Here is a 22,521-nt window from a genome sequence, read left to right as displayed (position 1 = left end):
CTAAATTCACATAAATGAGGTGCGCAAGTGAGCATTATCCACCTGGAGGGATTATCCAAAAGCTTCAAGTATTACGAGAAAGAGCTGGGGCTCAAAAAATCGCTCAAAAATTTAGTGAAGCGGAAATCACTAATCAAAGAAGCGGTTAGCGAAATATCCCTTGTAATCGAGCAGGGTGAGATGGTCGGATTTTTAGGCCCGAATGGTTCTGGCAAAACGACTACGCTTAAGATGCTGTCCGGCATCTTGTATCCGACAAGCGGGCAAGCGACGGTATTAGGCTATGTCCCTTGGGAGCGAAAAAAAGAATTCAAGATGCAGTTCTCGATCGTGATGGGGCAGAAATCGCAGTTGTGGTGGGATTTACCGGCGAACGAATCGTTGTACCTGAACAAATGCATCTATGAGATCGAGGATAAGTCCTACAACCTTGTCCTGGATGAGCTTACGGAGATGCTTGACGTTAAAGACCTGCTCAATATTCAGGTGCGGAGACTCTCGCTAGGGGAACGGATGAAGATGGAGCTTATTGCTTCGCTCATCCACCGGCCCAAGGTGATTTTCCTGGATGAGCCTACAATCGGACTTGATCTGATTTCGCAGAAGCGCATTCGGGAGTTTCTGAAGGATTATAACGAGCAGACGAAGGCAACGGTCATTCTGACAAGCCACTACATGGCGGATATTGAAGATCTATGCAAGCGAGCGGTCATCATCAATCAGGGGAAGATCGTATACGACGGTGATCTTCGGCGTGTGAACGAGCTGCTGCATGCCAAAAAGATTATCAAGCTGCAATTTACGGATGAAGTGCCGAGGCAAGCGTTAAGCGACTATGGCACGATTACTCAACATGACGGCATGAATGCCGTCATGGAAATTGAGAAGCATGACCTCCAGCGGCTTTCCAAAATGATACTTGATCGGTTCCCGATCCTTGATTTCACAGTTGAAGATGTACCTGTCGAGCGAGGCATCGAAAGCTTATATCAGAAAGATGGGGTCCAGACATGAAAGCCTTGCAGAAGTATAAAAGGACTTACATCCTTGCGCTTCAGAATGCGATGGAGTACCGGACCGATTTCCTGATGGGCATTATCAGCGGCGGCTTTATCATACTCGTCCAATGCTTCCTCTGGACAGCTGTGTTCCGCAGCTCGCCGCAAGAGATTATTAACGGTTATACGTATTCACAGATCATCATTTATTCCGTGTTGTCCGGTGTCGTCTCCAAGCTGGTTTCTGCCGGCTTCGAAGGGGAGATAGCGAATGATATCAAGACGGGCGGGCTAAGCAAGTTTATCGCTCAGCCCATTCATTATTTCAGCTATCGGATATGCAATTTTTTCGGTGAGAAAACGGTTCAGACCGGGGTCGTGCTTGTCTTATTCGTCATACTGATGACCGTGTTTACTCAGATTTGGGGGTTTCCGCTCAGAGTGGGGCAGATCGTTATGTTCCTGGTCAGTATTTTGTTCGGAATGCTCATCAACTTCCTGCTTTTTTATTCGATTAGTGCGCTCGCGTTCATCATTACTGAGGTTTGGGGCGTGTATATCGCGTTCAACCAAGGCGTCTATCTGCTCAGCGGCGCCATCTTTCCGCTTAATATTTTCGGAGATACGTTTGCCACAATCTCCAGCTATTTACCGTTCCAGTATGTCGTATTCTTCCCGGTTAAGATCATCCTCGGGAGCTTGGAGATTCATGAGATCGTGAGCGGGCTCCTGGTACAGGCGGTTTGGGTAATGGTACTTTTGGTCATTTCCAAATTGGCTTGGGATTCCGGGATGAAGAAATATGTAGCCGTTGGAGGTTAGGTCTGTGAGTATCCGCTTGAGTGAGATTCGGAAGCATGTACGTATGTTTTTTATTTTCGCAAAGAACAGTTTGGTCGGTTATATGGAATACAAAGCAAATTTCTACTCCGGTTTGATCATGGAGACCGTATTTCTGTTTACCAAGCTGATCTATGTCATCTTCGTTTTTCGGCTGGGGATTGAAATTAATGGCATTTCTCCCGACCAGATGATGATCTTCACCGGGACCTATACGATTATGATCGCAATCTATACAGGATTGTTTATGGATAACTTTTATAGATTCGCCGGCCATATCCGCAACGGAACGCTGGACTTGTATATGACGAAGCCGCTATCGCTGCAGTTTATGATTTCATTCCGGAACGTTAACTACGCGTTTCCGATTCCGAACCTGATCGCCGGGATCACGATGATCGTCCTGGCTTGGCGGCGGCTTGGCATCGAGCCAAGCTTCATGCACTTGGCCGGATATATCGGCGTGATCTTGAGCAGCACGATCGTGATGTATTCAGTGCTTCTGCTTCCGCAAATTCTTGCTTTCTGGACGGTGAAGTCCGGTTCGATCTTCGACATACTGGACAAATGTTGGGATTTGAACAATATGCCGATGTACATATACCCCAAATGGCTGCAGAGAATAGGACTGTATGTCGTGCCTATCTTGTTTATCACCAACATGCCCTCGGTTTATTTGATCGACCGCTTGGACTTCTTCCTTGGGGTATGGATTTTTGCAGCTCCTGTGATATCGCTTCTAATGGTCAGGCTGTTCTGGAAGCTGGCCGTCAGACACTACGAGAGCGCCAGCAGTTAGAGAAATGCCACAAACAAATGGTTGAGAGGGTGAAGTGCATGAGCAGGATGGAGTACAAGAGCTTTTCGCCGCAGACAGAGGATATTGCCAAGAAGCGGCTGCACAACGGGATCGAAATCTATCAAAACAACGAAGGAGAGACCGAGTTCCTCTACAACGAGATTTTCCAGAAGGAGATGTATTTCAAGCACGGGATTACGCTCCCGGATCATGGCACGGTCATGGACGTCGGGGCTAATATCGGCATGTTCACCCTGTATGTCAGCAGCAAGAGCAACTGCAGGGTATATGCCTTTGAGCCACTGCCTCCGACGTTTGAGCTCTTGAAGATGAATACGAGCTCGCTGCCTCGCGTAACAACGGTTAACGTCGGGCTTTCCAATGAGATTAAGGAAGCAGAGTTTGCCTATTTCCCTACGATGTCCACGGATTCTGTCCAGATCAAATACCGGGAGAACCACGATCTGGATCTCCGATACGGGTTAATCAACCATTACCGGGATCATTTCGATGACCCGCGCATGCTAAACCGGTTTGTGGATCAACTTATGTCGCCGAAGCTTCTGAATGAACAAATCCATCGATGCAAGCTGACTACGATCTCTGAAATGATCCGTTATTACGATCTGAACCCCATTGATCTGCTCAAAATCGACGTGGAAAAAAGTGAATTTGAGGTGCTGGAAGGCATAGAGCCGGAGGATTGGGGCAAAATCAGGCAAATTGTAATGGAGGTACACGGACTGGATGGAGAACAGATCAGCAGGCTCGAGAACATCTTCCGCACCAACGGCTTCAATGTCTTGATCGATTACTACGAAGACTTGAACATCCCCAATTACTACAATGTGTATGCATTGAATCAAATGCATATATCGGCTGGGTGATCGTCATGCTACAGCATCTGCATGCAAGGTTGGTATGCTCCAGCTGCAAGGGTGTGCTGGTCCAGTCTGAGGCGTTGCTGCAATGCTGCAGCTGCGATGCGGTATATCCGATTGATGATCGTTATGTATCAATGCTCGACCAGCGTGAGCAGGTTGCCCACCCTTCCGATTGGAACCGGAAAGAGGCTGAAATTCGGGATTATAGCGAGATTTCGCACTCCCTTGGGCTGTCCGGTATAGGCCGATTCGCCACCTTCTTAAATTATGGTTACGTCCCGGACGGGAGTGAGCAACATGCGGTGATCGAGCCGGGCGATGCATGGAATAGAAACTCAGTCAAGCTGCTACTTGAGACAGTGGGCAGGACGGCGATTCGGGAACGGCAGGTGATCGACATCGGATGCGGCAGGGGAGGGAACATAGCAGCTCTGTCTAAATATTTCAAGCCGCTGTCTATTGTCGGTCTCGACATCTGCCCGGCGAATATTGCCTATTGCAATGCCAAATCCCGAGGGGGTGAATCTTTGTATCTCGTCGGCGATGCAGAGAATATACCGTTTGCAGACGAGAGCTTCGATGTGGTGTTAAATATAGAATCCGCGCATGCCTATCCGAACCGATCACGCTTCTATGAAGAGGTGTACCGGATCATGAGAGCTGGTGGCGTATTTCTGTATACGGAGCTGATGCTGGGAGATCAGGTAGCGCATAACGTCAGGCTGTTAGAGGAAGCAGGCCTGTCTGTAATCCGTAATCAGGATGTGACTTCGAATGTTCTTCTATCATGTGATGAGAGTGCGAAGCAGCGTACTGGCACACAAGGCATTGCGAGCAACGCCAAAGCGAGCACGAATATTGGAGATATTCATGATTTCATCGCATTGCCCGGCTCGAAGAAATATGAAGAGATGAAGGTTGGAACGCGGCAATACCGTATGATGAACCTTGTTAAGAGGTAATATAGCCGTAATATCAACAATAATTTTGGGCGTGTCTGAAAACTCTGAAGGCGGCAGATTTTGCTGAATTTTCGTTCCAAGCCAGGAAGTTTTCCGCAGGCGTGCCGGGGCACGTCAAGGGAAAGTGACGTAGCAGGGGGCGAAAAGGCGGTAAAAGATGCACTTCAGTAGGTTTCAAGACACGTCCTAGTATAGGAGAAATATGTATGGAAGAAATTGTTTCCCTGGACACCTTTCAGCCCTTCGACGGCATGACAAAAATGTTTCCTCATCATAATTTTCCTTATTTTAATTGCGGCTACAATTTGTTGTTAACGCTTGCCAGATATTTTAAAAAAGATGAGCTGCCGATTTTGAATAATGTCATTACTATTTATAGATTTGATAAACAAAAAATACAAACAAGAGGATATTTCAAGTTAGAGGTGTTGGATCTTGAGGAGGGAGATCAGATCCTTGAGGAAATGGGGATCTCTATTCGTAAAATATCCCCTGCACTAGATACGTTACAAGATGAGATCATAAACTCTATTTCTAGTGGTCATCCGATTTCCATATTTATTGATTTATTTTATCAACGCGGGAGAGACTTTTACTATAACAAAAAACATGGACTGCATCCTGTTTTTGTCTATGGCTTCAATCTTACGAACGAGGAAATATATACGGTTGATGATATTACAGAATACAGACAATATTCTCTGCCATTTTCAGAATTCAAATCGTCATGCCTGACTTCGGAACACGTAAAGATGCCAGACTACTTTTGGGAATATGCGCTAGTGCCCCCCGGTAATCATGAGATCTTGGACAATAAGAAGTCAGCGCACACAACCATCAATACATTCGTACAAAATATGTGCAGGTATCAAAATGAAATAACGGAAAGTTTGAATAATATACTGTTGCTCGCAGAAAATTACGAGCTCATTATACAAAATGAAACGATTATAGAGACACTGAGCAGTACAATTTACAGAAAATGTTCTGAGAAATACAGGTTAAATACGCTCTATAAGTACAACATTGATCAAATCAATGCAAAACATACGCTTGACCCGTTATTGGACCAAATTATTCGTGACTGGAAGACAGTAAGGATCTATTCGAATAAAGCCATCATGTCCCAAAAGTTCACTGGGGAAAGCATAGACAAGTGCATTGGTTTATTTACAAAAATATATACGAATGAAGTACATTTTCATAATCAATTATTTTTAATGTTAAAGGCTTCTATTTAAGTTGAACTATTCTTTTACACATTAACGAAGAGGACAGAAAAAAACTGAAAAAGCGAAGCGTTCGCCTTTATCCCCAGATTTTCCCCTTTAAAAAAGGAATCAAAAAAATCTGGGGATAACAGCGATTGGAAGGTTATTCTGTCATCGGAGTGGCTTGTGTAAATTGTTTGGTTCAACTTATATAGGTAAAATCACATCTAATATTGCCAGAAATGAGCCGCATCAACAGACATACTGTGCATGTGTCTTTTCATCGTATGAAAACCGCCGCGAACAGAGAAGCCGCCGCCGCTGTCTGCATCAACACTTTAAACACAAACGGCAGAGATGCCGTTTTTTTTACACCCGCACCCAGTGGCTAGTTAAAAAGATACTGTCTCTTAATGTAGGTTAAGGCTTGTTATATCCGCCTGGAAATTTCACGAATGGTTTGTCAACGATAAATCAGACCAATTTTTTTAAGGGCTTATTGGCGATACTGAACAGGTGTCAAATATCCCAGTGATCTATAAATTCGATGCCTATTAAACCAGTTGACATAGTCGTATAATTCCAGTTCTAAATGACGAAGGTTTCGTAATTCCATGGCATCTCTGGGCTTGCTGTTTTCGCCCCTATTTTTATGTCCAACTTAGTGTAGCCGATCCATTGTAATTAAACTATATAAAAGATGTTGAAAGAGCTAAAGAATAAAGGTATTATTTACTAATAGGACAAAATACATAGGTAAAAAGGAGCACTACTTTATGTCTACTCAAGCTTTAACTAAAACAGTAAGTAAAGTAAAGCCAAAGCCACTAAAGAATAGGCTAGGAGCTGCTATTGTCTCAATGATTTTGGGTATTATATCTGCCATTTTCGTCGTCTTAACAATTGTAGCAGAGGTGGTTACATCTGCAAGCGGAGTAGGTTTAACATTTTTTTTCATCGCAGGTATTTCCTCATTGGTGGGTTTTCCGCTAGGATTAAGTGCAATAAAGTCATCTAAAGGAAGAGGAATGGCGATTGCAGGAGTAACTTTAACGATTCTACCTTTTCTATTCATGGTGTCTGCTCTTGTTATATCAATAATGTATATGTTTCTTTAATAATGGTGGTTGGGTGTAGGTACTAATTCAAAGAGTTAAAGAATTCAGGATACCTATTTTGAAGTATTTGACGTACAGTGGGATTTTTGGGAAAACTCTATACGGAGCGGGTAATGTCCCGCTTCTTTTTTTGAAAAATAGGTTTTATTAGGGGCGGCTGACAACAGTCGCTCTTTTATTATACCCCCACATAGTGGCTAGTGAAAAAGTAGATACGGTGCATGTGGAGTCCAGTAGTGATGTTGGTCAGGATATTGTGTTCTGGAGCCGAACGTACCTGTTTAAAAGCTATATAGCCCGAAGCTGCTAAAGTTCGGGCTATATTTGTTTTAACCAAAATATATATTTAACCCAAAGCATTAGTTGTGGCTTCTGTTTGTTGGATGGATCAGTTCTCAATAACGTTGTGCAAGCTCGTTGTTTTCATAAGCTGCAGTAAGACGCGGTAAAGGTATGCCTAACTTTTTGGCTTCTCTCACAACTTCAAGTACCGCAAAATTTGGTTTGCTGTTGTTGTATTCGATGATAAGTCGTGGTATGCTGCTTTTTGCCAAAATAACCTTGTTAAAAAGCGTTCCGAGAAGTGCCGGTGGAATCTTGGTTAGCAGGAGTGAGATCATATCAATCTTTGCACCTCTTGCTTGGAGTACAGGTACAATTTCCCTCATATTTTTCCCAACATTTGCGAATGAGTCACGATGATTCAAGATTGCTGGAAAACTTCCCACTTTCAACACTTCGGTTTCCATAGCCGCGTTCATGGCAAAGTGATTCCATAGCCAGTTTTGCATATCTTTGATCCAGCTAATTTTAAAATGGGCACTTTCGAATAGTTCTTTGACCTTGTTGTTAATATGTTCAGTGCCTGCCCGTGGTTTTTCAAGAAATAGCATCTTCAAAAAACCACCTTTAAGCCTATTGTCGGCAATGCCGCCACCGGCTCCTGGGAACCCAAAAACAACATTGTTCATAGACAGTGGTGAGATTGATGATTTCAAATCTTGCCAAATGTTATTAAATATGAGGACAGGGGTGTTTCCAGCAACAGTCGATAGTAATTGTGCTGCTTTTGGAAGTTGCTCCGTGTTGACACTTACAATAATGAGATCATAATTTGGGCTAATCTCCTCATGCAGTTTGACGTTCCAGTTTTCTTGAATTAGCTGTTTCCCTCTTCGCGCATCCCACATTTCAAGCTCTATATGGCTTCCGAAGGTTTCTTTTCTCCCTTTTCTAACGTAAAACTCTACTGTATGCCCTGCCTTTTCAAAAGCCCAAGCATATTGGGTCGATATGACACCTCTACCGAAGAATAAAATTCTCATATTACCTCCTAAAAATGTATTTCAGTCCTTGTCGATGATCCAACAACGTGTTGTATAATGTTATTGTATGGATTGACTACACACTCATCAACCATCAGATTTTTAATATCTGTCGTATGATGGGTTGGACGGATTGAACAGAAAATGGAGGAAAATCATGCATAAGCAACCTGAAATGACGGACAAAACAAGGCAGACATTTGTAAATGTATTCTGCGATTTATATAGTCGAAAACCCATCGAAAAAATATCCATTCAAGAGATTGCCAAGCAATCAGGATATAATCGCAGTACATTTTATCAATACTTTACAGATATCTATGAGTTGTTGGACTACGTTGAAGAGCGTATCTTGAATTCCATTAACGAGGAAATGGCTGGCAGAGAGTTTTCTACACATACTTTCCAAGATGCACTTCAATGCTTGGAAAATGCAGAAGACATTTCAGTTCTGAAGGCCCTCTTGGGCGACTATGGTTCTGTTCATTTTATTGAACGTCTGAAAAGAGAAATTCCCTTTGAGCGATTGATTGTGGACTTTCCAACAAACGATGCTTTAGCGCCATATATTATGGAGTTTTACATATCAACATTAATATCTATGTTTCGTCTTTGGATACGCAACGGCAAAGATCTATCGTCAGAAGAATTGGTCGGACTGATCGATAGCTTATTTGCTAAGGGGATAACCCCGTATCATATCTTTGGCAAGGCCAATCCGCAGCGCTCTGATTCGAATAAGAAGTAGGGGGACGAGGAGAAAGAGAAAGAGAAAGAGAAAGAGAAAGAGAAAGAGGGACTGGCTGTATCGGAATTTCTAATATCAGGGTTGTTTCCTATATGCTATGCATGCGGGATTGGTGGCATTGTTGGTGAGGCGAAAATTACATCGTAGATGTATTAATAAAAATTACAAAGAGGGGCGGCCCCCTCTTTGTTGTTGGCTTTTCTCGAGACATTCAAATGACGTTAGTTGTCACCCAGTTTCGCTTTCTGAGTGTTTAATCACTACTGTTATCTCCATATCGATCTCCTTCTATATAACTCAATAATCGGGTATCCTAGCTTTGTTTCTCCATACCATATATGGCCTGTTCAGCACCGTATCTCGTAACGGTTTGTTCCAGTTTCATTCCTACGTTTTCTAATAGTCTGCAAGATGAATGATTGGCCGTTTGGGTCTCGGCTATGACTTTGGTTAGATGTAACTCATCAAATATGTAATCAAGCATGCGACTAATTACTTCCTTGGCATATCCTTGTCCCCACCAATCAGGCAGAAACTCGTAGGAAATCTCAAAATGCTGACCATCCACGTGTTTATCCAAGGAAACCAGACCGATGCAATCATTATTGCTTTTCAATCGCACAACCCAATAATAAGAACCCGTCCGGGAGCGTTCTAATGTATCTGAAAACTTGTTTAATGTGTGCTCCTCAGGTATTGTTCCACCGAGATATGTTCTAACTTTCTCATTCATATAAATCAATTTCACATCGTGATAATCATTATTTTGCAGCTTGATTATGTTACATCTATTCGTCTCCAAATGTGGTATCCTCCTTTACAATATCGAGCAAGTAGGGATAGGGTGTTTTCCGGAGAATCTAGTTTGGTCATTTATGGAAAACAACATTGTTTAACTTCTTTTACGCGTATAGAATTACAGTAAAAATGAAAGGGACGAAGGCGGCATACACTTGTTGTGGCGCTGTGTGATAACCAATGAATTTAATAAATCCTATGAATTATTGTACTCTTGAACAAACTGACCTTTATTCACTTCATCTTGCATTTATCGAAGCATTCTCCGATTATCAGGTGAAGATGGACATTTCATTTCCTGACTTTGAACGCATGATGCTGCGCCGTGGCTTTGTTCCAACACTCTCAGTTGGGGCGTATGATGGTGAGCAGCTGATTGGCTTTTCCTTAACGGGGCTGCGCGTGCTAAAGGGCGTTCCCACTGCCTATGATATTGCGACAGGCATTGCACCGAAATACCGCCGTCAAGGGGTATCTAGCGAGCTTTTTATGCAGGCAAGCCGTATTCTGAAGAAGCAGCATGTCAAGCAGTATCTGCTGGAGGTAATTAAAGATAACCTGCCGGCTATTCGTTTATATGAAAAACAAGGATTTCAAATTCAACGGGAATTGGCCTGTTTTCAAATCAAGAAAGAGCATCTGATGACTTTAACCCCACATCACCATACGGAGCAAATAAGCCAGATTGACTGGCAAGAAGGCAAGCGCTTTTGGGATGTTGAGCCTTCGTGGCAAAATTCGATTGCATCTGTTACCGCTATTCCCGAAGCATTCATACATGTCATCGTCAGGTATAATGGGGAATTTGCTGGATATGGCATCATTGAGCGACAAAGTGGTGATATTCCGCAGCTAGCAGTACATCCGAAATTCCGTCGATTAGGGATTGGAGCCAGCCTTCTCGCAGAACTCGCAAACCGTACACAGGCTGACAACATTCGTCTGTTGAACATCGATTCGTCAGAGCATAAAATGATGGAATTTCTCATAAGCCTTGGATTTCAGCACTTTGTCAGTCAATATGAAATGATGCTGAAGATATAATTTTAATCGTTCCAACCCTCTTAATACACCTGCACACCCGCACCAAGCACAGACTTGTTTTGTATTGAATTTCCAGTCAGATGTACCTTTTGCAGTCGAGGCAGCTGGCTTAGGGGCTCAACATCGGAAATGGCATTGTTCTCAAGATGCAGCTCTTCGATGTTCTTCCAGCCGCTCATGAAATCGAGAGAAGTCAGATTACTGTCTTGCAGAGTGAAGGAACGCAGAGAGGACAGCTTCACAAAGTAAGGCATGATCTGATCCACCTCGGTGATTGAGTTATTATTTTTACTAAAATAGGACTGCTCCAAGGTCAATTGCTCAAGAACGTTGTTCTCCGCGGACGATTTCTGTTCAAAGTTCAGTCTGCACTCGGAGCACGTTAGAGATTTAACCTGCTTTAGACGAAATAAGGCATCGCTCTCCTGGAACAGTGAGGAGTCATAGATGTTCAGGGTCTGCAGGCTGGTCAAGCTGTCCAGTGAACCAAGACCCGTGATTTCACTCGTCTCCCAGAGGGATAGCTGCTCCAGCTTCGGGAATTTACCTAGCGCCGCCAGATTTAATTCTCCGCTTCCACCGCGAAGCGTCAGACTTGTTGCAGCGGGTGCTTTCAGCCCGGCGAGAAAAGTGCTTGGAATTTCTACACGTGTTACCTTAGGTAAAGATAGTGCTTCTGCGTTTTCGTAATAGCCTGACAATACTAACTCACGCAGAGAGGGCAGGGTGTTTATGGCCTTTACCGAGCCAAGCTTGGTTAATGAAGCCAGGCGTAGTTTGGTAATGGAGCTCTTGCCAGCAAGGCGATCCAGATTCGAAAAGTTGACATTTTCAAGATCTAACGTTTGCAGAGCAGGCATGTTTTGCACAAAGTCGATAGACTTTACATTGGATAAAAAAGACAACCTAAGTTCTTGAAGCTGGGTTAATGCATATAACGGCTGCAGGTCTGTAGCTTCGCTGTAATGGATGGATAAGGATGATAATCCGGTCATGGACGATAACCATCCCAATTCATTGACAAAGGTGAGCGACAGAGACCTGAGCGGCAGCTGGTTTAACAGGTGAAAATCCGTTACAGACTCATCCGCATAGGTAATCGATAACGAGTTAAGGTTAGGGAATTCCAGCAGTAGAGCCAACTCCTGATTGCTCCGCAACTGGGTAGAAAGGTGCGTAATTTTAGACTTATCACCAAAGTAATCGGAAAATGAGCTGAAGGATTCGTTAAAGGCACCCCCGTAGCTTTTTAAACCAGTCATATGTGCAAAAGTTGTTTGATCTGTCTGGGAGATTTCATAGGTTCCGGTCAGATCGAGTGCAGTCAGTCCCGTAAAAGCTTCAAAATCTCGCTGATCAATCTTCTGGGTATTCAGTTTTTTGTCCTGAGTCACATAAGTGAGCTTCTCGGCCTGTTCATCGCTGAAGGGATCGGAGAAGCTGTATGTAAACTCCCACTGGTCATTGTCCGAATAATCTACAGTCAAATAACGAATTCGAGCCAGTTCCTCCTCTGTCGGCAGGGCAGCCCCTTTATCGAAGATATCCCGCAAAAAGGAGAGCAGTACCTCGCTTTCAGGCATCTTGCGCGCTGGCAGCTTGGCTTCTGTCTGTGGATGAGTGGAGCTAACGCTTGAATACACATAAGTACCGATGGCGCCGACGAGCACCAGCATCAGTATAAGTAACAGCTTTACGGAGCCAGCCTGCTTCGGCGGTGCTTTAGGAGGTGTTCCGTGATAGTGATTAACGGTCTGGTCTACGTAATAGACATTATTTTGCTTCAATAGAAGCTCAGTTTCACAATAAGGGCACTTTAGAATTTCACCCTCTTTGTATTCAATTCGTCCGTTGCAATTGGGACAGTTTAACGGAATAAACGCCACGAATGTCCTCTCCTTCGTTATGATGGTCATAAATTTATGCCAAACGGTCATCTGGCTTCATTATACCTTGTATACTCCTGTGAGAGCTTCTCTCTGTTCAAAAAAACAATTTGAATTTTTATGTTAGCAGGAGTACATCGGCCTTCGTTAAAGATCAGTGATTTAGCATGACGGGTCCACTCGACCGTTTAATGTTCTGAAGAATTACGTTTGATAAGAACAAGAAGTTTCACATAGCAAAAAGGAGCAGGGGAAACCTGCTCCTTTTGAGGCTTTTTATCAAGCAATCGATGTAATCGGATGTTTCACATGCACAGGGTAGAGATTTTCACCATGAGGTTTTACAAACAAACCTTCATTGGTTAGTGTGCTTTTGAGCATGATATTCTCTGCTGCATCCGGCGTAAAATGAAATGTTATTCTCTGCGTATCTTCATCTGTAATCTGATCTAAAATATCGGTCATATGGATTTCGTTTAAGCTAATGACGTCAAAAAGATTGATCGTATTGCCTTCTTTCTGATAAACAACAATGACGTGTTCCTTTTCCAAATAATAAATATCATGGCTAAAAACATTCAGGCAGTAGAACATGAGTATGCCTTTAGTCTGAGCGGTGGCAAAATGCTGCGAAACAGGTCGTCTTTCGGATGCAAATGTAGAGATAAGACGTACATCCTCCGCGTTAGTAACATCGAGTTTGCGAATGTTCGCAGGCACCGATCGTTTTTTCGCCGTATAATCCATTGAAAAAAGATGCTCTTCCACAGGTTTAAATCCAAACTTGGGGTAGAAATCAAGCACCGATTCATTGGCAAAAAGGTACATATAATCATACTTATTCTCGTATTCCTCCAAAACCCTGTTCATTAAACGGGCTGAAAGCCCTTTTTTCCGGTAATCGGGATGTGTCATCACCGTGCCGACCTGTATCACTTTATACTTCTCCCCATGAATGATGAGTTCAAGGAGATTTACTGAAACATTGGCAACCACCTGATCTCCATCCACATAGGAAAAGGGGACATATCCCTCGCCCCAGCATCCCTGTTGATACCAATTTTCAAAATGGATACCAAACGTACTTGCAGCCAGTTCGAAGAAACTTGTTCGAAGTGTTTCATGATCTCTATAACCTTTTACAAATTGCAGTTCCTGCATGGCATTAGCTCCTTAACCTTAAAGTTTTTATGAGGTTTGTTTATTGTGCCGTATGAATGACCTTGTCAATTAAACCGTAACCCTGAGCCTCATCCGCATTCATAAAGTGGTCCCTGTCCGTATCCTGTGCAATCTTTTCCAGTGGCTGACTGGTCTGCTCGGACAATATGTTGTTTAACTTATCTCGCAATCGAAGAATGCGCTTGGCACTAATTTCAATATCTGTGGCTTGACCGTGTGCTCCACCTAGCGGCTGATGAATCATAATTTCACTGTTTGGGAGTGCAAGTCGTTTGCCTTTTGCCCCATTAGCTAATAAAAACGCTCCCATAGATGCAGCCATACCCACACATAGTGTGGATACATCGGCTTTAACCAGATGCATCGCATCATAGATGCCCATACCTGCTGTTATGGAGCCACCTGGTGAGTTGATATACATGTGGATGTCTTTTTCAGAATCCATGGCGTCGAGATAGAGTAATTGCGCAATCACACTGTTGGCTACAGCATCGGTAATTTCACCAGACACAAACAGGATACGGTCCTGCAGCAGTCTGGAATATATATCGTAGGATCGTTCCCCTCGGGAGGTATGCTCGATAACGTAAGGAATCAGGGTCATAGCGTTCATCCTTTCCATTTCAGTAGTCAACTCGGTAATTCTTTTCCAGATGAGAGTATTCTGATGTACTCTTTTCCAATTTCTTTGGTTGAATGTATATGATAGTGCTTCCATCCTTGTCCTGATTGCTGGCTGAAGAGGGGGGACGCAACGTCTTGATTCGTTCCACAACGTGCTCATTCATTTCGGCAGTATGCATTTCTTCTTCCTCAACCACTTGAATCGTAATATCTTTGCGTATCATTGTCTCGGCGGTGTGCAGGATTACTACGATGGTCATTTCATCGCATGGAACAGCTGTCTGCGTATAGATTTCAAGAAGCACATCTTGATCTGGCGCATCCACTACAATGTGTCCTCGTTCATTCTCAGTGAGGCCATTCAAATTTGGGGAGCGGTATATCCCTTCTGGCAGTTGTATTTGAACTTCTGATGCCTGCCGTTGTTCCCCCTGAACGAGCCTGATCCATAGATGATTCATTCCTTCTTCGTTCTCCATCTTGGACTTTGCTAATTGGATATCAAACATTACAGATCCTCCCCCCTTAGAGCTTGTGATACAGAATCAATAACTCGTTGTTTGACCTCTGCGGATATTCGAGGGCTGATTGTGATAATGACATCATCTGTGATTTTGAGCGTTTCATTTTCAATTATTCGGCTGGGTTCATATAAGGGTAGCTGCTGACTTATTTTTTCAATGTCTGTTATAGAGAGTTTCTTCAATGTTTCCTGGATGGAGGCCAGGGTTTCCCCGGTTCTCGCTAGTGTGATAATTGCCCGAAAATAATGGAGATGGTTATCTGTGTAAACTCTTTTGTTACCTGCTAATTCAAGGGGAGGTACCATACCGATCTGAGTGTAATACCTCACGGTTCGCAGATTCATACGCGGGTCATCCTGCTGCAGCATTTCAGCGATTTGTTTAGCGGTATAACTGTTCATGGTGCACCTCCTTTAACCTAAAGTTCTGATCTATTCATTACAGTTCACAGTTTGTGTTACACTTAACTGTATTGTTTACAGTTTACTGTAACGTTAATCATATGTCAAAAAAAACGATTGAATGGTGTAAATGGAGAAGATGTTTTATGGCATGTTAACCAGTGGCACGAAGGCTTGTTTATTTGTGTTTATTTACACAAGGGGGAGTATGTTATATTGATGAGGGAGAGGGATAGAACGGTATTAATTACATAACAGGTGGGATGCAAATGTTCTTTTTCATTACATTGCTCGTGTGTTTCATTGTATTCATGCTGCTGACTTCGTTATTTAACAGGAAACATAAAGTGTTGATCTCGTTAGCCAGTGCCTTTGTGGTGAGTGTGCTGCTTCAGGTTCTGGAGCAATTTTATCTGAGCAGTATTTTGGTGGCGGCGTTTGTCATTTATTTTATTATCGGAAATATCAGCACGTTGAAAAGCAATCAGCTGAGGCTGATCTTGGCGGTATTATTCAGTACGTCCATCGTAACCCTGGTGCTCTCCTTTACATACTTCAATCAAACCGCAGCTCCGCCGGATGCCGAAGTTCTTAGAGTGATGTTTATCTATTATCCGTTATTGATTGTGTTTATTTCGTGTTATGTCTATATGCTGCTTAGCTTGTTTAATTTTAAAATGCTGCAAGCGACCAATCCACTCCTCTATATCTGGAACAAGGTTCGTGCTTTCAGACGTATGATGCGTTTATTCTGGATTATTTCACGTAAAGGTTTGACTCATCTGATTCAGCAGGATCATGCGAAGCTGCCCTATGCCATCGCTGAGGTTCTGGATAACATGGGCGGCGTGTTTGTCAAGTTTGCTCAAGTGTTATCGACCAAAAAGGACATGCTGCCTGCAAACTATATTCAAGCGTTCTCCAGTCTGCACGATCAGGTCAAACCTCTCAGTCAGGAGGAACTGAAAACAATCATCGACGCCAGAATCGGAAATATGGATGAAACCTATGAATCCTTCGGCATGGAACCTATTGCAGCGGCTTCGATCGGACAGGTTCATCTGGCAACGCTGAAGTCAACGGGAGAGAAGGTTGTCGTTAAAATTTTGAGACCGGATGTGAAGCAGAAGATGACAGTGGACCTGGATATTTTGATCCAGTTTGTGTCATGGCTTTCCGAACGTTCGGTCAAAATCAAGAGACTTGGATTAATCCAGCTGGCCGAAGGTTTCAAACAGAATTTACTTGAAGAGACGGATTTTGATATTGAGGCTTTAAATACGAATCTGATGCGAAAAGCCTTCGAGGAACATGGGATTCCAATTCGTGTTCCTAAAATCTACGCCGAGTGTTCGACGAAGCAGATTCTCACCATGGAATATATCGAAGGAACCAGCTTCACCAAAGCGGTGACAAACGACGTTTCGGAGATGGTAATGCATGCATTTCTGGATCAAATTCTGATGATGGGTATCTTTCATGCGGACCCGCACCCTGGCAACCTCATGCTGACTTCAGATGGCGAAGTTGCACTGATCGACTTTGGTTCAGTGGGGTATCTGACAGATGAGGAACGGGACGGCATGTTAAGCTTCCTGATGGGTTACAGCAATAGAGATACCAAGGAGATGGCGCATGGCTTAACAAAGGTCTGCGAGGAAGGGGACCTACTGGATCAAAAGCTGATCGAACAACGTCTTAATCGTTTATTAACAGAAGCATCTTTCTCACCAGATCCGACCAGTGTCATGATGAAACGAATGATGACCCTCATCTCGGACATGGGGATGTCTTTAAAACCAACCATTGCTGGTGCATTCAGAGCGATCATTACACTGGACGGCACACTGTCATCTGTAGATGATACGTTCTCCTTATCCGCAGCAAGTCAGTCCTATGCCGATCATATGAACAAAGGGCAGATGGTTAAGGAGCGCATAAGCAAGGTCAAGGACCAGATTACGGACTACATTCCTAGATTGTTAGAGCTTCCTATTCTGAAAGACAATAAGATTACGATCACTCGTGAGCAAAACCAATCTTTGAATGAGGTTATAGGCACGTTAACGGTGGGCATTTTCACGGTGATCTGTATGGTCGTTATGCTTGCGAGCTTTGTTGTGCAGAGCGAGGTCATGCGATTCCTGCTTGGTCCATTATCCATGTCAGGCTTTGGCGTAGGGATGACCATTTTGAGTGTAGCTGTAATCAGACATTTGAAACCCAAGCTGTAGGGGATGGATTTGCAGAAAGGTATGGAATTATCCACTTTAACGTTCACCTATCTTGAGTAATAAAGGGAGGTCGTACGATGCGAGTATCTATAGATAAAGCCAGGGACTTTGTTTACGCTAACGGTGTGCTTTGGGAGCAGGCGCTGTTTCATTATCTTTTTGACGGTGGCTCGATTGAACGACTTTATCAATGTTTGCTCTGTTATAAAAATGCCGACGGCGGGTGGGGACATGGTCTGGAGCATGATATCAAATGCCCGGACTCTCATCCGCTTGCGCTGGAGTTTCTGCTGACAATGGGACGTGATATGAAGCTGTCGCTGACCGAGGTATTAATCGGTACGGTGGATTGGGTTGAACGCAATCGAAATGAAGACGGCTCTTTGAAAAATCCTGCTTCCTTACATAAGTACCCCCATGCTTCGTGGTGGAGCAATGGCGGACAATCTGCACCGGATTCCATCACGGGCAATTTGATGAAACAGGGCATTTGCTCTTCTTCCTTGGCCTCATCCACATCACGGTGGGTGAAGTCGAATCTGAGCCTGGAACACATTCAGGCCAATGATTGGCTGTTTATGGCGTATCACGCCCATGACTACTATCTCAATCTGGAGGATACACCTGAGAATAGACCTTTTATAGAAGCGACAATCGACAATATATTGAAATGTGTTCAAAACACAACGGAGAAAAACTACTTCACCATTTTCCAATTTGCGAGTTCACCGGATACCCGGGTTGCTAAAGCGATGCCCAAGGCATTACTGGACAAGTTTCTGAATGACCTTGAATCCTCGCAGCGTGAAGACGGAGGCTGGGGGGATGAGCATGGCTTGAAGCATTGGCAGCCGTATCATACGGTGTTTACGTTATTGGTGCTGCGGAATTACGGGAGGCTGTGATTCATATGAACGCGGATGTCATGCTCAAGGAATTTATTCGCAAGAATGAAGCGGGTCCCTCTATAGAGCAAGAACGGCTGTTATCCAAAGATGTGCGGCACGACACGGAATTTTTATCTGTTTTTTTTGAAGAGTAACAAGAAAAGCTTCTGTTCTGAATGTAAACTCCATCATGTATCTTTGACCTGGATTCTTGTGAATTCAGGTCTTTTTGTTGTTTTGGCACAGGGAGCTTCGGACCATTCGTAACCTGAGTAAGGAGTAGAGTGTTCAATAATTAATAGATGAAGTATAAGAGCGAGGGGACTGATTGAATGATAAAGAAACCTGTTCCGAGATCGAGACTTAGACTGATGCTGGGGAAAACATATTACATTTGGCGAAGATATGCTAGATGGCTGGTGGACGGTACTTCATTCGCTAAATCTTTTTCGCAGGAGAAGCTTCCTCACGTTGTATTTCAGCACGAAACGCCTACACTACGAAAATTAAAGGATGTAGATATGTGGCTCCAGCACAACAAAGAGATCAATCTGTCGATTGCGATTCAATGCCTCAATGGACTTCTTATTCAGCCCGGTGAAACGATGTCCTATTGGAAGCTGATCGGTAAAACAACCGCACGTAAAGGATACGTTCCGGGTATGATTTTATTTTATGGCGGCTTTAAGCCGGGAGTTGGTGGAGGACTCTGTCAGCTCTCGAATCTTTTATATTGGATGACCCTGCACACTCCACTCGCTGTGGTTGAGCGTCACCGGCACAGTTATGATGTTTTTCCCGATTCGAAACGTACACAGCCCTTTGGCAGCGGGGCAACATGTGCATATAACTATCTGGATCTGATGATTTCTAATCCAACGTCAACCTGTTACCAGCTTCATCTGGAGTTGAGAGATCATGTGCTGAGAGGAGAATGGCGTGCAGATACAAGTCCACTGCATTCTTACGAAATTTACGAGCAGCAGCACCGCATTGAACAGCAGCATTGGGGTGGTTATGTGAGACGGAATGTGCTCCATCGACATGTTTTTAATCAGGATGGGGAACTTGTTAACGATGAATTCATTACGGAGAACAATGCGCTTATGATGTATTCACCTCTTTTAACTGAATCTGTAGGGAATGCATGAAGTAGAATGTGAACTTCGATCAGAGGAGATCGCCGTATCATCCGCTTATACATTTAGCTCAACATTGAATCATGCAGCAATACAGCACAAGCAGGCTATCTTCTGGATAACCTGCTTTTTTTCAACGAATATCATGAAGCTTTACTAAAAATAAGCCATTCACTCTACAGCAAAATGCACCACTGCACTATACAGCATTTTATTGCGAACGGGATCAAACGTAACTTGATGCTGAACCAGCTTCACGCGTAAAAGAAGGGCTTTGTTCACATTGATTCGTTCATCGATCGCTCGTTCCAATTCCTGAAAGTCATAAGCTTGAAGGCATTCAACCTTGTCCTTCATGATATCCAGTGAAATTTCCATATGTGATGTAGACCTCCATTTTGTATGAATGTTAATAACCATTTACCCGAGTTCCATTGTAGTTGAGCCCTTGGGGATCGGCAAGTGAAAATAAGGTAGATCGCATGTGATTATTTTATTTTAGATAAATTCATTTTGGGCGGAATGGTTCCGAGGAGTCTTGCGATTTTCACAATCTGCCCTCGATGATGAAATTCATGGGTTATACAATGTGTAAAAAGCCATAATTCACTTAATTCAGCGGTTTCACTCATCCAACTGGCTTGCATGCTCGCGTCCCAGTTGTCTCTAAAATCATGGAGAAATTCATCAACCAGCAAATCTGTATTTTCAAATAAAGTGCGCATTTCTTGTACGTCTCTGATGGATTCTGACTTTAACTTGGGAATGGTTCGTCCAAGACCGCGAACGCCTAACCATACGCGATAACAATCTGTGACATGGACATGCAGGTTACGGATGGATTCTCCGCCTAATGCTTCAACGGTTTGCAAGTAAGCTGCAGGGGACATCGTCTCACACATTTAGAAGAGGGACTCTCTCGTTCGTTTAATCATTTCATATTGACTCGTTAGTATATCCATTTTCATTAATCTCCTTTATAAGTGGCTGCCCATTCACTCTTTAATCAAAGATTAAACATGTCTATAATATCCTTGAAATATGGTGATGTCAAATGTATTCGGTTTTTCAAGAGAAGTATGCTTCTTTCAAGGGTGTGATATAATCATTCTACAGATGATGAACCATTTCGGGATAAAGAATTTCCCTAGTATGCATAGAGAGGTTTTGGATATGACGAAAGACAATTTTTGGCGTGAATTGCCACGACCATTTTTTATATTGGCGCCGATGGAGGACGTGACGGATGTTGTATTTCGTCATGTGGTCAGTGAGGCGGGCAGACCGGATGTGTTTTTTACCGAGTTTGCAAATACGGAAAGCTACTGTCACCCGGAGGGCAACAAAAGTGTGCGCGGGCGGTTGACCTTTACCGCAGATGAACAGCCGATTGTAGCTCATATTTGGGGAGACAAGCCGGAGTTTTTCCGCGAGATGAGCATCGGTATGGCGAAGGAAGGCTTCAAGGGCATTGACATTAATATGGGCTGTCCTGTGGCGAATGTAGCAGAGAATGGCAAAGGGAGCGGTCTGATCTGCCGACCAGCGCTTGCGGCGGAGATTATTCAGGCGGCAAAAGCCGGAGGGCTGCCCGTTAGCGTCAAAACAAGGCTGGGTTTCACCGAGGTCGATGAATGGCGTGACTGGTTAACTCATATTTTGCAGCAAGACATTGTGAATCTGTCCATTCACCTGCGGACAAGAGAGGAAATGAGCAAGGTGGACGCGCACTGGGAATTGATTCCCGAGATCAAAAAGCTGCGGGACGAGATCGCACCGAATACACTGCTAACCATTAACGGGGATATCCTTGACCGTGAGACTGGTCTGAAACTGGCGGAGCAGTACGGCGTGGACGGCATTATGATCGGGCGGGGCATTTTCCAGAATCCGTTTGCGTTTGAGAAGGAGCCGCGGGAGCACACCACAGAGGAATTTCTTCATCTGCTGCGGCTGCATCTGGATTTGCATGATCAATACTCGGAGCTGGAACCGCGTTCGTTTAGTCCGCTGGCTCGTTTTTTCAAAATCTATGTCCGTGGCTTCCGCGGTGCGAGTGAGCTGAGAGGTAACTTGATGAACGCCAAAACAACCGCCAGAGTACGTGAATTGCTGGATGAGTTTGACAAAAACCATAATTCAGATGAGGCAGATAAGCAAGTAGACTGACTTAGTTACCGGAAATTCAGAAGAATGATGATTTAGGTTAGAGAGACATAGCCTGCGCGGCTATGTTTTTCTTTTAAGAGGGGCCTTGGTCGTTCGAACGAAAAATAGAAAAAGCAGGTGAAGTAGATGTCCTGGAGTAAATTAAAACAACAATTAGACAGTTTTCTTAGTCCTGCACTGGCTGGAAAAGTTTCGTACCGGGCGACCAGCTATCGCTATTCACCGGATAAATCAGGAAGCTGTTACCTGACTGTAGATCAGAAGAACATCCTTAATATGGCGGATACGACAACACCTATCCGGTGGTATCAGAACGATCAGGAGATCAAAAACGATCCGAACATCGTCATCCCTGTAAGTCCTGAAGAGATTGAAGCGATTCGAAAAGAAACAAAAGGGGCTGTGCCTGAGGAGCGGCTTGAGATCATGGTGCGAGGCCGAAAAAGCACATCTCATGCCAAAGAGCTGTTAGCTTCTCAAACGGCGTTAAGCAAATCTAACTTTACAACAGCAGCAACTACGTTTCTAGCGACTTCAATTGAGGACAATCTGGAGAGTAAAGATATCCTGCTCAATATTTTGGCGCTGATTGACAGACGAGTGGGTAAAAAGCGGATTCTGAACATGTCGGAGTCGATTAAAATTAAGCATCCTGCTGTGCAGTATTTTTATGAACTGCGCCGCAGGACGGTGTGAAAATTTAATTGCTCGTGTTATACTAAGGCTATAAACAGCTTATAATGCAAAG

At 43.7% G+C, this 22,521-nt stretch carries 25 protein-coding genes; 14 read left to right on the top strand and 11 right to left on the bottom strand.

The annotated features are described in order from the left end of the window. Positions 1 to 27: 27 nt before the first annotated feature. The 6 genes from ACQSGY_RS19375 to ACQSGY_RS19350 all read left to right on the top strand — a co-directional run bounded on the left by ACQSGY_RS19375 (position 28) and on the right by ACQSGY_RS19350 (position 5,724). A complete protein-coding gene (locus tag ACQSGY_RS19375; protein WP_427179979.1) occupies positions 28 to 1,014 on the top strand; it encodes an ABC transporter ATP-binding protein in 987 nt (328 codons plus the stop codon). Then, positions 1,011 to 1,820: an ABC transporter permease gene (locus ACQSGY_RS19370; protein WP_427179977.1), complete on the top strand. Its 810-nt coding sequence runs from the start codon at positions 1,011 to 1,013 to the stop codon at positions 1,818 to 1,820. Before ACQSGY_RS19375 ends, ACQSGY_RS19370 begins: the two co-directional genes overlap by 4 nt. Before the next feature lie 4 nt (positions 1,821 to 1,824). Then, complete coding sequence (locus tag ACQSGY_RS19365; protein WP_216517968.1) at positions 1,825 to 2,637, top strand: ABC transporter permease; 813 nt, start codon at positions 1,825 to 1,827, stop codon at positions 2,635 to 2,637. Positions 2,638 to 2,675: 38 nt separating this feature from the next. Continuing rightward, complete coding sequence (locus ACQSGY_RS19360) at positions 2,676 to 3,524, top strand: FkbM family methyltransferase (RefSeq protein ID WP_426334076.1); 849 nt, start codon at positions 2,676 to 2,678, stop codon at positions 3,522 to 3,524. A 5-nt stretch (positions 3,525 to 3,529) separates the two neighbouring features. Continuing rightward, positions 3,530 to 4,483 carry a methyltransferase domain-containing protein gene (locus tag ACQSGY_RS19355; protein ID WP_427180138.1) on the top strand — a complete coding sequence of 318 codons (954 nt, stop codon included), beginning with the start codon at positions 3,530 to 3,532 and terminating at the stop codon, positions 4,481 to 4,483. Between the two features lie 206 nt (positions 4,484 to 4,689). Beyond that, entirely contained in the window at positions 4,690 to 5,724 is a 1,035-nt protein-coding gene (locus ACQSGY_RS19350; protein ID WP_427179975.1) for a hypothetical protein, read from the top strand. Positions 5,725 to 6,190: 466 nt separating this feature from the next. On the opposite strand, the gene ACQSGY_RS19345 is transcribed toward ACQSGY_RS19350, so the two are convergent. From ACQSGY_RS19345 to ACQSGY_RS19335, 3 genes are all read right to left on the bottom strand, one after another. Then, entirely contained in the window at positions 6,191 to 6,310 is a 120-nt protein-coding gene (locus ACQSGY_RS19345) for an IS3 family transposase (RefSeq protein WP_427179974.1), read from the bottom strand. A gap of 168 nt (positions 6,311 to 6,478) precedes the next feature. After that, positions 6,479 to 6,769, bottom strand: a complete 291-nt coding sequence (locus ACQSGY_RS19340; protein ID WP_427179972.1) for a hypothetical protein — start codon at positions 6,767 to 6,769, stop codon at positions 6,479 to 6,481. 438 nt (positions 6,770 to 7,207) lie between these two features. Then, positions 7,208 to 8,137: a ketopantoate reductase family protein gene (locus tag ACQSGY_RS19335; RefSeq protein WP_427179970.1), complete on the bottom strand. Its 930-nt coding sequence runs from the start codon at positions 8,135 to 8,137 to the stop codon at positions 7,208 to 7,210. Positions 8,138 to 8,294: 157 nt separating this feature from the next. Between ACQSGY_RS19335 and ACQSGY_RS19330 the strand changes: the two genes are divergently transcribed. Next, on the top strand, positions 8,295 to 8,885 hold the full coding sequence (locus tag ACQSGY_RS19330) for a TetR/AcrR family transcriptional regulator (protein ID WP_427179968.1): 591 nt from the start codon (positions 8,295 to 8,297) through the stop codon (positions 8,883 to 8,885). Between the two features lie 313 nt (positions 8,886 to 9,198). Here the strand turns inward: ACQSGY_RS19330 and ACQSGY_RS19325 are convergent, their stop codons facing one another. Further along, the gene (locus ACQSGY_RS19325; RefSeq protein ID WP_427179967.1) at positions 9,199 to 9,687 is read right to left on the bottom strand and encodes a GNAT family N-acetyltransferase; all 489 of its coding nucleotides are present in this window, start codon (positions 9,685 to 9,687) and stop codon (positions 9,199 to 9,201) included. 176 nt (positions 9,688 to 9,863) lie between these two features. On the opposite strand from ACQSGY_RS19325, the gene ACQSGY_RS19320 reads away from it, so the two are divergent. Beyond that, on the top strand, positions 9,864 to 10,727 hold the full coding sequence (locus ACQSGY_RS19320) for a GNAT family N-acetyltransferase (protein WP_427179965.1): 864 nt from the start codon (positions 9,864 to 9,866) through the stop codon (positions 10,725 to 10,727). 20 nt (positions 10,728 to 10,747) lie between these two features. Here the strand turns inward: ACQSGY_RS19320 and ACQSGY_RS19315 are convergent, their stop codons facing one another. From ACQSGY_RS19315 to ACQSGY_RS19295, 5 genes are all read right to left on the bottom strand, one after another. Beyond that, complete coding sequence (locus ACQSGY_RS19315) at positions 10,748 to 12,613, bottom strand: leucine-rich repeat domain-containing protein (protein WP_427179963.1); 1,866 nt, start codon at positions 12,611 to 12,613, stop codon at positions 10,748 to 10,750. A gap of 279 nt (positions 12,614 to 12,892) precedes the next feature. Then, positions 12,893 to 13,774: a GNAT family N-acetyltransferase gene (locus ACQSGY_RS19310; RefSeq protein ID WP_427179961.1), complete on the bottom strand. Its 882-nt coding sequence runs from the start codon at positions 13,772 to 13,774 to the stop codon at positions 12,893 to 12,895. 40 nt (positions 13,775 to 13,814) lie between these two features. Continuing rightward, entirely contained in the window at positions 13,815 to 14,408 is a 594-nt protein-coding gene (gene clpP, locus ACQSGY_RS19305) for an ATP-dependent Clp endopeptidase proteolytic subunit ClpP (RefSeq protein ID WP_427179959.1), read from the bottom strand. 10 nt (positions 14,409 to 14,418) lie between these two features. Further along, positions 14,419 to 14,928, bottom strand: coding sequence for a hypothetical protein (locus ACQSGY_RS19300; RefSeq protein ID WP_427179957.1), 510 nt, complete (start codon positions 14,926 to 14,928; stop codon positions 14,419 to 14,421). Beyond that, positions 14,928 to 15,344 (bottom strand): MerR family transcriptional regulator, encoded by a 417-nt coding sequence (locus tag ACQSGY_RS19295; protein WP_427179955.1) that lies wholly within the window; start codon positions 15,342 to 15,344, stop codon positions 14,928 to 14,930. Before ACQSGY_RS19295 ends, ACQSGY_RS19300 begins: the two co-directional genes overlap by 1 nt. A gap of 269 nt (positions 15,345 to 15,613) precedes the next feature. Between ACQSGY_RS19295 and ACQSGY_RS19290 the strand changes: the two genes are divergently transcribed. From ACQSGY_RS19290 to ACQSGY_RS19275, 4 genes are all read left to right on the top strand, one after another. Further along, a complete protein-coding gene (locus ACQSGY_RS19290; protein ID WP_427179953.1) occupies positions 15,614 to 17,578 on the top strand; it encodes an AarF/UbiB family protein in 1,965 nt (654 codons plus the stop codon). A gap of 77 nt (positions 17,579 to 17,655) precedes the next feature. Then, the gene (locus tag ACQSGY_RS19285; RefSeq protein WP_427179952.1) at positions 17,656 to 18,483 is read left to right on the top strand and encodes a hypothetical protein; all 828 of its coding nucleotides are present in this window, start codon (positions 17,656 to 17,658) and stop codon (positions 18,481 to 18,483) included. 5 nt (positions 18,484 to 18,488) lie between these two features. Beyond that, a complete protein-coding gene (locus ACQSGY_RS19280; RefSeq protein WP_427179951.1) occupies positions 18,489 to 18,620 on the top strand; it encodes a hypothetical protein in 132 nt (43 codons plus the stop codon). A 177-nt stretch (positions 18,621 to 18,797) separates the two neighbouring features. Further along, positions 18,798 to 19,616, top strand: coding sequence for a VanW family protein (locus ACQSGY_RS19275; protein WP_427179949.1), 819 nt, complete (start codon positions 18,798 to 18,800; stop codon positions 19,614 to 19,616). 159 nt (positions 19,617 to 19,775) lie between these two features. Here the strand turns inward: ACQSGY_RS19275 and ACQSGY_RS19270 are convergent, their stop codons facing one another. Beyond that, complete coding sequence (locus tag ACQSGY_RS19270) at positions 19,776 to 19,982, bottom strand: DUF2536 family protein (RefSeq protein ID WP_427179947.1); 207 nt, start codon at positions 19,980 to 19,982, stop codon at positions 19,776 to 19,778. 110 nt (positions 19,983 to 20,092) lie between these two features. Further along, a complete protein-coding gene (locus ACQSGY_RS19265; RefSeq protein ID WP_427179945.1) occupies positions 20,093 to 20,494 on the bottom strand; it encodes a DinB family protein in 402 nt (133 codons plus the stop codon). 283 nt (positions 20,495 to 20,777) lie between these two features. On the opposite strand from ACQSGY_RS19265, the gene ACQSGY_RS19260 reads away from it, so the two are divergent. Together ACQSGY_RS19260 and ACQSGY_RS19255 are read left to right on the top strand one after the other, a co-directional pair. Further along, positions 20,778 to 21,773 carry a tRNA dihydrouridine synthase gene (locus ACQSGY_RS19260; protein ID WP_145405494.1) on the top strand — a complete coding sequence of 332 codons (996 nt, stop codon included), beginning with the start codon at positions 20,778 to 20,780 and terminating at the stop codon, positions 21,771 to 21,773. 126 nt (positions 21,774 to 21,899) lie between these two features. Then, positions 21,900 to 22,469, top strand: coding sequence for an SF0329 family protein (locus ACQSGY_RS19255; RefSeq protein ID WP_427179943.1), 570 nt, complete (start codon positions 21,900 to 21,902; stop codon positions 22,467 to 22,469). Positions 22,470 to 22,521 lie beyond the last annotated feature (52 nt).

Origin of the sequence: Paenibacillus sp. TC-CSREp1 (assembly GCF_050171015.1) — a bacterium.
Classification (GTDB): domain Bacteria; phylum Bacillota; class Bacilli; order Paenibacillales; family Paenibacillaceae; genus Paenibacillus; species Paenibacillus silvae.
The sequence above is the reverse complement of the archived record's forward strand: the minus strand, read 5'-3'. Positions and strand labels throughout refer to the sequence as shown.

What these genes read in the sequence shown, in the direction of transcription:
- ACQSGY_RS19270 (WP_427179947.1), bottom strand. Translation starts at nt 19,982, where the DNA reads ATGGAAATTTCACTGGATATCATGAAGGACAAGGTTGAATGCCTTCAA.
- ACQSGY_RS19355 (WP_427180138.1), top strand. Translation starts at nt 3,530, where the DNA reads ATGCTACAGCATCTGCATGCAAGGTTGGTATGCTCCAGCTGCAAGGGT.
- ACQSGY_RS19300 (WP_427179957.1), bottom strand. Translation starts at nt 14,928, where the DNA reads ATGTTTGATATCCAATTAGCAAAGTCCAAGATGGAGAACGAAGAAGGA.
- ACQSGY_RS19290 (WP_427179953.1), top strand. Translation starts at nt 15,614, where the DNA reads ATGTTCTTTTTCATTACATTGCTCGTGTGTTTCATTGTATTCATGCTG.
- ACQSGY_RS19340 (WP_427179972.1), bottom strand. Translation starts at nt 6,769, where the DNA reads ATGAATAGAAAAGGTAGAATCGTTAAAGTTACTCCTGCAATCGCCATT.
- ACQSGY_RS19255 (WP_427179943.1), top strand. Translation starts at nt 21,900, where the DNA reads ATGTCCTGGAGTAAATTAAAACAACAATTAGACAGTTTTCTTAGTCCT.
- ACQSGY_RS19320 (WP_427179965.1), top strand. Translation starts at nt 9,864, where the DNA reads ATGAATTTAATAAATCCTATGAATTATTGTACTCTTGAACAAACTGAC.
- ACQSGY_RS19310 (WP_427179961.1), bottom strand. Translation starts at nt 13,774, where the DNA reads ATGCAGGAACTGCAATTTGTAAAAGGTTATAGAGATCATGAAACACTT.
- ACQSGY_RS19265 (WP_427179945.1), bottom strand. Translation starts at nt 20,494, where the DNA reads ATGTCCCCTGCAGCTTACTTGCAAACCGTTGAAGCATTAGGCGGAGAA.
- ACQSGY_RS19280 (WP_427179951.1), top strand. Translation starts at nt 18,489, where the DNA reads ATGAACGCGGATGTCATGCTCAAGGAATTTATTCGCAAGAATGAAGCG.
- ACQSGY_RS19360 (WP_426334076.1), top strand. Translation starts at nt 2,676, where the DNA reads ATGAGCAGGATGGAGTACAAGAGCTTTTCGCCGCAGACAGAGGATATT.
- ACQSGY_RS19295 (WP_427179955.1), bottom strand. Translation starts at nt 15,344, where the DNA reads ATGAACAGTTATACCGCTAAACAAATCGCTGAAATGCTGCAGCAGGAT.
- ACQSGY_RS19260 (WP_145405494.1), top strand. Translation starts at nt 20,778, where the DNA reads ATGACGAAAGACAATTTTTGGCGTGAATTGCCACGACCATTTTTTATA.
- ACQSGY_RS19345 (WP_427179974.1), bottom strand. Translation starts at nt 6,310, where the DNA reads ATGGAATTACGAAACCTTCGTCATTTAGAACTGGAATTATACGACTAT.
- ACQSGY_RS19370 (WP_427179977.1), top strand. Translation starts at nt 1,011, where the DNA reads ATGAAAGCCTTGCAGAAGTATAAAAGGACTTACATCCTTGCGCTTCAG.
- ACQSGY_RS19350 (WP_427179975.1), top strand. Translation starts at nt 4,690, where the DNA reads ATGGAAGAAATTGTTTCCCTGGACACCTTTCAGCCCTTCGACGGCATG.
- clpP (WP_427179959.1), bottom strand. Translation starts at nt 14,408, where the DNA reads ATGAACGCTATGACCCTGATTCCTTACGTTATCGAGCATACCTCCCGA.
- ACQSGY_RS19275 (WP_427179949.1), top strand. Translation starts at nt 18,798, where the DNA reads ATGATAAAGAAACCTGTTCCGAGATCGAGACTTAGACTGATGCTGGGG.
- ACQSGY_RS19335 (WP_427179970.1), bottom strand. Translation starts at nt 8,137, where the DNA reads ATGAGAATTTTATTCTTCGGTAGAGGTGTCATATCGACCCAATATGCT.
- ACQSGY_RS19330 (WP_427179968.1), top strand. Translation starts at nt 8,295, where the DNA reads ATGCATAAGCAACCTGAAATGACGGACAAAACAAGGCAGACATTTGTA.
- ACQSGY_RS19285 (WP_427179952.1), top strand. Translation starts at nt 17,656, where the DNA reads ATGCGAGTATCTATAGATAAAGCCAGGGACTTTGTTTACGCTAACGGT.